Raw genomic sequence first — 8444 nt, 5'->3', positions numbered from 1 at the left:
TGGGACAACAACAAGAAGAACAACCTCCAGAATCCCGCCAACAAGCGCGAGATCCTGGCGGACGACAAGCTGAAGAAGGTCTTCGGCGTCGACAAGTGCTCGATGTTCGAAATGAACAAGCACATCGCCAAGCACGTCAAGGCGTAAGCTATTCTACCACGAAGGGGCGTCGCGCGGGACACCGCCGGCGCCCTTTCTGCGTTTGTACGCTGAGCCGGGCGGAGCCAACTCATAGCGTACGTCGCTAGAGAGATACTTGCCCCGCCGCGGCAAAGCATGTCGTGAGCGCCTGCCTTGCAGGCAGTCGAAGGGCCGCGTCGTCGGACGGTGCCAGAGCGCCGCCGGCCGGTCGCGCCGCAGGGCGCGGAATAGCGTCGCTATTTCGATCGCCGGCGCGACTTGGTGGTCCCGGAGGGACTCGAACCCCCGACGCCCACTTTAGGAAAGTGGCGCTCTATCCGGCTGAGCTACGGGACCACGTCGGCGTCAGGTACCGTCCGCCCCCCGACCGGTCAATTGCACGCTTCGGGCGGGATAATCGGCAAAGGCAGCGGCGCGACGGGCACGCCATCCTCGGCCAGCGCCTTGGCCTCGGCGATCGTCGCCTGGCCGTGGATCGGCGCGTGATCCTCAATGCCTTCGTGCATCGCGCGGGCACGGCCAGCGAATGCCGCGCCGACCCACTCGGAGCCTTCCAATGCCTTCGACTGCGCCGCCGCGAGCGCTGCCATCGCCGCCTTCATCGCGGCGGGTGAGACACCGCCCTGCTGGTTGCCCTTCGCGCTCACCGCTGGCGCCATCGCCGCCTTGGCGATCGCGCGATCGCCGCAGATCGGGCAATCGACCAGCCCGCGCGCCTGTTGGTCGGCGTAATCGGCGGACGAGCCGAACCATGCCTCAAACACGTGTGCGTTGCCGCATTTGAGGTCGAACACGATCATAGCCGCTCAACGCGCGAGATTGGCCGGCGGTGCCGCAGCGCGGGGACGCGCGCGCGAACATCGGTCTGGCGCGCCATGTCGAGATCGGCGAACCCCAGTTCCGGCGCCTCGCCCATGTCGAGCAGCACGTCGCCCCATGGATCGATCACGAGCGAATGGCCATAGGTCGCGCGGCCATCCGCATGCACGCCGGTCTGCGCCGCCGCCACGACGAACGCCGCTCCTTCGATCGCGCGGGCTCGCAGCAGGACATGCCAATGCGCCGCACCGGTCGGGCGGGTGAAGGCCGCGGGCACAGTCAGGATTTCGGCGCCGGCATCCGTAAGCGCGCGGTATAAATCGGGGAAACGCAGATCGTAACAAATCGACAGGCCGAGTGCGCCGGCCGGGGTATCGACGACCACCGCACGCTCGCCAGCGGTATAGCTGGCGGATTCGCGCCAGCTTTCGCCGGTCGGCAGATCGACATCGAACAAATGCATCTTGTCGTAGCGCGCGCGGATCGCGCCGGTGTCGTCGATCACGAACCCGCGGTTGGCGAGCTTGCCGTCGTCGCGGCGGACCAGCAGTGAGCCGAGATGCACCCACAGGCCATGCTCCGCCGCCGCTGCGCGAATAGTAGCGAGCACCGGGTCGCTCGTCTCGTCATGGATGTTAGCGGCGGCGCGTTCGCGGTCCCGATCGACCAGCCCGGATACCTCGGGTGTGAACAGCATCGCCGCCCCGCCCGCCTTGGCGTCGGCAACGGCCCGGACGATATTCGCTCCATTGGCGGCGGGATCGATCCCGCCGGTCATCTGGAGCAGCGCGATCCTCATGCCGCCAGGAGCGGATCGAGTCCTCCCCGATCGTCGAGCGCTGTGAGGTCGTCCGACCCGCCGATATGCTTTCCGTCGATGAACACTTGCGGCATCGTCATCCGGCCGCCCGATCGCTCGATCATCTCGGCCTTCTTGGGACCGCCCATCGTCACGTCATATTCGACCGGTTCGACGCCCTTCGCCGCGAATAAATTCATCGCGCGCGAGCAATACGGGCACCACGTCTTGGTATAGATTTCGACCTTTGCCATGGCGAAAAGGTGGAGAGCGGGCGCGCGCTTGTCAATCGAGCGCGTCGCCGACGACGCGAGCCCAGCAGAGCACGGTCACCTTGGCCGCCCCGCTTTTCAGCAATGCGCGCGTGCAAGCGTCGGCGGTTGCGCCGCTGGTATAGACGTCGTCGATCAGCGCGACGTGGCGGTCTTTGAGGCGGTCGCGGCGCTCCGGTTCGATCGCGAATACCGCGCGGACTGCTTGGCGTCGCTGGCGCGGGTTCATGCCCTTGAGCGCCGGCGTCCGGCGCGTGCGCCGCAATACCAGCGAGTCGTGCGCGACGCCCGATGTCCGCGCCAGCGCGGCGGCGATCAGCGCGGCTTGGTTGAACCCCCTGCCCCACAACCGCCAGCGATGGAGCGGCACCGGCACCAGCAAATCGGCATCGTCCGGCAAATGCCGCGCCATCAGCCGCGCCGCGGTCGTTGCGAACGCCAGCCGCCCGCCATATTTCAGCCGAAGCGCGAGCGTTCGCGCGACAGGGCCGTAGGCCACAGCCGCGCGCGCACCGGCATGGCGCGGCGGCTTTTCGAGGCAAGCGCCGCATTGCGCGTCCGGCCCGCGATCGATCGCGAACGGCAAGCAACAGGTCGCGCACCATGGCGGGCCGAGGAAATCGAGTGAGCCCCAGCAATCGACGCAGAAACGATGATCGCCGCGCACCACCGCGCCGCACCCCGGACAGCGCGGCGGCAACGCCAGCGCCAACGCATCGCCGAGCAGGTCGCGAACCCCCATGCGCTCTTGTCGCTCCGCCGTCACGGCGGCACAAGTACGACCGCAATGGACTCCCCGGAAATCTTTGACCGCGCCGCCCGCCGACGACGCCGGGACCGCGCCGCGCCGGGCTATGGCGAGTACGATTTCCTGCGCGTGGCGATGCTTGACGGGATCGGCGAACGACTGGCGAGCGTGACGCGTGATTTTCATGACGTGCTTGATCTCGGCTGTTTCGACGGCGCATTCGTCCCACCGACGGGAGCCGATATCATGCGCATTGATGCGGGCGCGGCCTTCTCACGCCAAGCCGGCGGCGCTCAAGCGGACGAAGACGCGCTTCCGGTAGAGCCCGGAAGCTTTGACTTGGTCGTCTCGGCAGGCGTGCTCGACAGCGTCAACGATGTGCCCGGTGCGCTGGCGCAGATCCGTCGCGCGCTGCGCCCCGACGGCCTGTTTCTTGGCGCATTTGTCGGCGGCGGATCGTTGACCACGGCACGCGGCGCCTTTCGTGAGGCAGAGGCCGACCGCCCCGCCGCACGTTTCCACCCGATGATCGATGTGCGCTCCGCCGGCGACTTGCTCGTCCGCGCCGGGTTCGCGCTGCCGGTCGCCGACGGCGAGACGTTGAGCGTGCGCTATCCCGACCTGTTCCGGCTGATCGCCGATCTGCGCGGGATGGCGGCGAGCAACGTTCTGCGCGGGCGCGTGCCGCTTACTCGCCGCGCCATCGCCGCCGCCGCCAACGCATTTGCCGACCGTGCCGACCCGGACGGGCGAGTCGCCGAGCGGTTCGACCTCATCTTCCTGACCGGCTGGGCACCCTCGCCCGACCAGCCAAAGCCCGCCAAGCGTGGCAGCGCGACGGCGTCTCTGGCCTCAGCGCTCGGCCGCTAGCGCCGCTGCGAGCGGCCGGTCGGCGGGCGGCATGTCGAACGTGCCAAGCTGATCCACGGCGACCCAGCGGATTTCCGCCGCGTCCAGCGCCTGCGCTTCGCCACGCCACGACCGGCACCGGTAGAGTAGCAACACCATATGACGCCCGCTCGACGACTCGCTGAAGGCGATTGGCGCCAGCGCGTCGGGATCGATCTCGATTCCCAGTTCCTCGCGCAATTCACGCATCAATGCCGCCTTGGGCGTTTCGCCCGGCTCGAGCTTGCCGCCTGGAAACTCCCACAACCCGGCGTGCTGCTTGCCCGCCGGTCGCCGCGCCATCAGCACGTAGCCCGCGCTATCGGTCAGCGCTGCGGCAACCACCAGCATCACCATTTGCATCGAACTCCCGGCCTTTTAGTTTTTCGTTAACGAACTCCGCTTACCTCTTGATCTAGATTGGGGAGCCGTTCGCGGCAAAAAAACGATGATGCACTTGCTTCGCCTGCTGGCCGAGTGCCGCAAAGCCGCGACAGCCGTCGAGTACGGCCTGATCCTGGCCGTCATCGTTCTGACGATGTTCGGCGCCCTGCAACTGACCGCCGGCGCCACCATCGATCTGTGGGGCAACGTTTCCAACAAGGTCCAGGCCGCGCACTGAGCTCTCGCTAAGTGCCGGACCGGCAAGATCTTTCCGGGTCTTAAGTTTTTATCAACCTGCCAAGCTTAGTGATTCGGACTGTCGGTTCAGGGGGCTTCTCCAGTTCCGGCCGGGTAACTGAAGTAGTTGCAACACTGGAGACCAACCATGAAGACCGTTCGCAAGATTTTCACCAACAAGAAGGGTGCCACCGCCATCGAGTACGGCCTGATCGCCGCGCTCATCGCCGTCGCCGCGATTGCCGCGATGCAAGGCCTGGGCAACCAGCTGAAGACCACATTCACCAACGTGTCGTCGAACATGAAGGCTTCGTAAGCTCAACGCTTACAGCTTTTGAAGAAGGGCGGCGCGACCACGGGTTGCGTCGCCCTTTTTCGTGAAGGGGATCGGGGACATGCTACACTTATTTCTGAGCGCGCTGCGTAACACGCGCGCCGCGACGGCGATCGAATATGGACTGATCGCCGCGCTGATCGCGGTGGCCGCGATCGCCGCGATGCAGGGCTTGGGCAACAAGCTCAAAACCACGTTCACGAACGTGTCGAGCAATATGAAGGTTTCGTAAGACGCCTTTTCCAAGCGAAATCAGGGCGGTGGAGCGATCCGGCGCCCTTTTTCGTGCGCTAGAGCCGGCCCATCGCCAGGAATTTGTCGCGACGATCGAGCTTGAGCTGATCGGGCGACAAATTGTGGAGGCTGGTCAGCGATTCCTCCATCGCATCGCCCAGCGCCGAAATCGCCGCATCGGGGTCGCGGTGCGCGCCGCCCAGCGGCTCTGCCACGATGGTGTCGATCACGCCGAGCCCTTTCAGGTCCTGCGCAGTAATCTTCATCGCGTCCGCCGCCTCGGAAGCCTTGTCGGCGGTGCGCCACAGGATCGAGGCGCTGCCCTCGGGCGAAATCACCGAATAGACCGCATGCTCGAACATCAGCACGCGATTGCCCGCCGCCAGCGCTATCGCGCCGCCGGAGCCGCCCTCGCCTACCACCGCCGCGATCATCGGCACCTTGAGTTTCAGGCATGCTTCGGTCGATCGCGCAATCGCCTCCGCCTGACCGCGCTCCTCGGCCTGCACGCCGGGAAACGCACCCGACGTATCGACGAGCGTTAGCACCGGCAGCCCGAAACGGTCCGCGAGGTTCATCAGCCGGATCGCCTTGCGGTACCCCTCGGGCTTGCCCATGCCGAAATTGTGCTTGAGCCGGCTCGCGGTGTCGTCGCCCTTTTCGTGGCCGATCACCATCACACGGCTGCCGCGAAAGGTGGCGAACCCGCCCAGGATCGCTTGGTCGTCGCCGAACGCGCGGTCGCCGGCGAGCGGGATGAATTCCTCGAACAGCCCGGCGACGTAATTCTTGAAATGCGGCCGGTCCGAATGCCGCGCGACCTGCGTTTTCTGCCACGGGGTCAGCTTGGCATAGGTCGATTTGAGCAGCGCGTCTGATTTGGCCTGGAGCCGCGCAACATCGGCGTCGATGTTGATCTCGCCATCGGCGGCGGTCTCGCGGAGCTCGTCGATCCGCCCCTGCAATTCGGCGATCGGCTTTTCGAAATCTAGAAACGTGGACATTGCCAGCCGGTTAGGCCCGCCGCTTGACCTCGTCAACGAGCGGGTGGCGCGTGTTGACGAGCTCGACCAGCTTCTTGCTGTCGACATGCGTGTAGATTTCGGTGGTAGCGATATCGGCATGGCCGAGCATCGCCTGGAGCGCGCGCAGATCGGCGCCCCCCTCGAGCAGATGCGTTGCGAAGGCGTGGCGCAGGACGTGCGGGCTGACGCGATCGGGCGGGATGCCGGCTTCGGCGGCTAGCGCCTTGATCAGTTGGTAGAGACGGACGCGCGACAAATGGCTTTTCCCCGAGGGGAACAGCCAAGCTCGGTCACTTGCGACATGGTTACGCCACGCAGCGACGGCAGCGCGGGAGCGATCGGAGATTGGGGCGAGCCGCTCGCGCCCGCCCTTTCCCTTGAGTATCAGATACGGCCGGTCGGGCTGGATTGCGTTGCGCGGCAGCGAGACCAACTCGGTTGCGCGCAAGCCCGATCCGTAGAGCAACTCGACCAACGCCGCGAGCCGCAGGTCGTTGGGATCGGGCGGCGTTCGCGCTTGCCGCTCGGCGATCGCCGCGAACAAACGGTCGATATCGTGATGACTCAACACCTTAGGCAGCGCCCGCCGCGCACCGGGCCGCGGCAATGCGGCGCCCGGATCGTCAGCGCGATGCCCCTCGTCGGCCAGAAACGCAAAGAACCGCCGCAGCGCGGCCGATTTCCGCGCGACGCTGGAGCGCGCGAGATCCGACCAGCCGTCGCCGAGCTTGGCCAGATCGGCCGTGCTCGCGTCGGCCAGCCCACCGCCCAGCACCGCCGACGCCAGCCGCAAATCGCTGGCATAGGCCGAAATCGTGTTCTTCGCCGCCCCGGCTTCGGCGGCCAGCATTTCAAGGAAGCGCTCGATCAGCGCGCGGTCGTCGCCTGACGCCGCGCCGGTCACACCCGAGTCACGGCCTCGGCCGCGACCATCCGCGCCCAACCGGTCAGCCCGACGACGCGCAGCGCGTTGACGATATGGAACACCGCTTGCGGCGACACGCCGCGCCAGTCGGTCGTCTGCATCCCGACCGCGCTGAGCACGATCACTTCGCCGGGACGGCCCTCGGCAGCTGCGCGGTCGATCGCGCGGGTCCAGCTATTCTCGCCCGCGACATCGACGCCGTAATTCTGCGCGACGCTGGCATCGAGCCGGGCTAGCCCCGCCAGCCCGGCGGCGAACATCTTCTGCTTGTCGGCGCTGGCCGAGAAGGCGCCGACATCGCCCGAAGCATAGCGGGCCGAATTGCTCGAATCGGCCAGCGCGATCAACGCCCAGCCCAAGCTGCCGCGCGCCACGGTGCTGCGCCAGCGCAACGCCGACCCGTCCATTCCCGCGCTGATCATCGCAGCGATCAAATCGTCACTGCCGTCAGTCGATCCCGCGACGGGCACGCGCGCGGCGGCACGCGCGGTCAGCACAAAGCGTCCATAGTGCGCCGACTCGCCGGCATCGGCGCCCTTCCACAACCCGCGCAGCGCATCGAGACGACCGTCGCGGCTCGATGCAGCATAGGCATTCTTCAGGTCACTCGCGATCGCATTGGCGCCGGTACCGGTCTCGTCGCCCGCATCGACCAGTCCATATAGATCGACCAAAGCTGCGTTCGACAGCACGCCCTGCGCCGCCGCGAGCTCGGCGAACTGCGCGCGCTTTACCGGGGTGAGCCGCGGCGACAGCACTTGCCAGTACCGCATTTGCGCACCGGTGCCGGCGAACATCTCGTCGGGAATGTCCTCGCCCGCCGCCATCGCCAAGCCGTAGCGCCAGCTGTTGAGCCCCTGCACGCTCGCCCATTCGATCGTCACGTCCTGCCGGTTCGATCCCTTGCCCGCGATCTTTTGCGCGAGCAGCAGGTCGATGCCGGTCGCGACCCGATTTGCTTGCGCCATCAGCGGCTTGGCCTGCCCGGGGGAGGAGGACAGCCCGGCGCACATCGCGCGTGCCAGCACCCAGGCGGGCTCGTCCGAGACCTTCACCGCGTCGTTCGCCAGCGGGCACATCGCGCCGACATCGCCGGTCGCCAGAGCGGCCTGCATCGCGACCTGATAGAGTTTGGGGGTGTAGTCCTGCGGGTCGACCGACTGGACGATCGCACGGCCCATCACCGATTCGCCCATCCGCAGCAACAGGAACGCGCGCTCGGCGGCGAAATCCGCCCCATTGACGCCGCGCGGCGTCGCCAGCGGCTCCGCGAGCAACCGGCGCAGCGCGATCGATACCCAGCGCGACGCGATCGGCGCCTGGGTCGAGCGCATTAGCGCCTCGAGATACTGACCATTTGCGGTGCCGAACGCCTTCGGGTTCACCGCGCCATCGGCGGGAACGATTCCCACTAGGTCGAGCGAGCGGCGCGATGAATCGGGCAGCGCATAATGCACCGCGCCAAACGGCGCGGGCGGCGGCGCGGCGATCGGCAGGCCAGTGACGGGATCGGTCGCAGCCGGTGCAGGCACGGGCATCGCGGCGGGCGGCGGCGCGCCGGGAGCAGCCGTGACGGGAACGCCGGTTGCCGTGCTCGGCGCGGGCGCAGGGGCTGGGGCCGGCGCGGCGCGCGTCGGT

General features: G+C 67.0%; 13 protein-coding genes and 1 tRNA gene. 5 read left to right on the top strand and 9 right to left on the bottom strand.

Features of this window, described 5'->3' with window-relative positions; all coding sequences use genetic code 11:
* On the top strand, positions 1–147 hold a 147-nt coding region (locus tag JWM94_RS14135), incomplete at its 5' end, for an SWIB/MDM2 domain-containing protein (protein ID WP_299428314.1).
* A 253-nt stretch (positions 148–400) separates the two neighbouring features.
* Here the strand turns inward: JWM94_RS14135 and JWM94_RS14130 are convergent.
* From JWM94_RS14130 to JWM94_RS14110, 5 genes are all read right to left on the bottom strand, one after another.
* Positions 401–477: transfer RNA gene (locus tag JWM94_RS14130), tRNA-Arg, on the bottom strand.
* A gap of 35 nt (positions 478–512) precedes the next feature.
* Positions 513–941 (bottom strand): DUF1178 family protein, encoded by a 429-nt coding sequence (locus JWM94_RS14125; RefSeq protein WP_299428312.1) that lies wholly within the window; start codon positions 939–941, stop codon positions 513–515.
* Positions 938–1759 (bottom strand): carbon-nitrogen hydrolase family protein, encoded by an 822-nt coding sequence (locus JWM94_RS14120; RefSeq protein WP_299428309.1) that lies wholly within the window; start codon positions 1757–1759, stop codon positions 938–940. The genes JWM94_RS14125 and JWM94_RS14120 overlap by 4 nt, the downstream gene beginning before the upstream one ends.
* Entirely contained in the window at positions 1756–2013 is a 258-nt protein-coding gene (grxC, locus tag JWM94_RS14115; protein ID WP_299428306.1) for a glutaredoxin 3, read from the bottom strand. Before grxC ends, JWM94_RS14120 begins: the two co-directional genes overlap by 4 nt.
* 31 nt (positions 2014–2044) lie before the next feature.
* On the bottom strand, positions 2045–2773 hold the full coding sequence (locus JWM94_RS14110) for a ComF family protein (RefSeq protein WP_299428303.1): 729 nt from the start codon (positions 2771–2773) through the stop codon (positions 2045–2047).
* Positions 2774–2818: 45 nt separating this feature from the next.
* On the opposite strand from JWM94_RS14110, the gene JWM94_RS14105 reads away from it, so the two are divergent.
* On the top strand, positions 2819–3649 hold the full coding sequence (locus JWM94_RS14105) for a class I SAM-dependent methyltransferase (RefSeq protein WP_299428300.1): 831 nt from the start codon (positions 2819–2821) through the stop codon (positions 3647–3649).
* Here the strand turns inward: JWM94_RS14105 and JWM94_RS14100 are convergent.
* Positions 3632–4030: a (deoxy)nucleoside triphosphate pyrophosphohydrolase gene (locus JWM94_RS14100; RefSeq protein WP_299428297.1), complete on the bottom strand. Its 399-nt coding sequence runs from the start codon at positions 4028–4030 to the stop codon at positions 3632–3634. The two genes, JWM94_RS14105 and JWM94_RS14100, sit on opposite strands and share 18 nt — an antisense overlap.
* A gap of 88 nt (positions 4031–4118) precedes the next feature.
* On the opposite strand from JWM94_RS14100, the gene JWM94_RS14095 reads away from it, so the two are divergent.
* The 3 genes from JWM94_RS14095 to JWM94_RS14085 all read left to right on the top strand — a co-directional run bounded on the left by JWM94_RS14095 (position 4119) and on the right by JWM94_RS14085 (position 4854).
* A complete protein-coding gene (locus JWM94_RS14095; protein WP_367185894.1) occupies positions 4119–4289 on the top strand; it encodes a Flp family type IVb pilin in 171 nt (56 codons plus the stop codon).
* A 147-nt stretch (positions 4290–4436) separates the two neighbouring features.
* Positions 4437–4604, top strand: coding sequence for a Flp family type IVb pilin (locus JWM94_RS14090; RefSeq protein WP_066590201.1), 168 nt, complete (start codon positions 4437–4439; stop codon positions 4602–4604).
* Between the two features lie 79 nt (positions 4605–4683).
* Entirely contained in the window at positions 4684–4854 is a 171-nt protein-coding gene (locus JWM94_RS14085; RefSeq protein WP_299428292.1) for a Flp family type IVb pilin, read from the top strand.
* A 58-nt stretch (positions 4855–4912) separates the two neighbouring features.
* Here the strand turns inward: JWM94_RS14085 and JWM94_RS14080 are convergent, their stop codons facing one another.
* The 3 genes from JWM94_RS14080 to JWM94_RS14070 all read right to left on the bottom strand — a co-directional run.
* Entirely contained in the window at positions 4913–5860 is a 948-nt protein-coding gene (locus tag JWM94_RS14080; RefSeq protein ID WP_299428290.1) for an acetyl-CoA carboxylase carboxyltransferase subunit alpha, read from the bottom strand.
* Positions 5861–5870: 10 nt separating this feature from the next.
* On the bottom strand, positions 5871–6785 hold the full coding sequence (locus JWM94_RS14075) for a tyrosine-type recombinase/integrase (protein ID WP_299428288.1): 915 nt from the start codon (positions 6783–6785) through the stop codon (positions 5871–5873).
* A partial coding sequence (locus tag JWM94_RS14070; RefSeq protein ID WP_299428286.1) for a hypothetical protein occupies positions 6782–8444 on the bottom strand: 1663 nt, incomplete at its 5' end. The genes JWM94_RS14075 and JWM94_RS14070, both read right to left, overlap by 4 nt.

This window comes from Sphingomonas bacterium, from assembly GCF_028289855.1.
In the GTDB taxonomy this organism is placed as follows: domain Bacteria; phylum Pseudomonadota; class Alphaproteobacteria; order Sphingomonadales; family Sphingomonadaceae; genus Sphingomonas.
The sequence above is the reverse complement of the archived record's forward strand: the minus strand, read 5'-3'. Positions and strand labels throughout refer to the sequence as shown.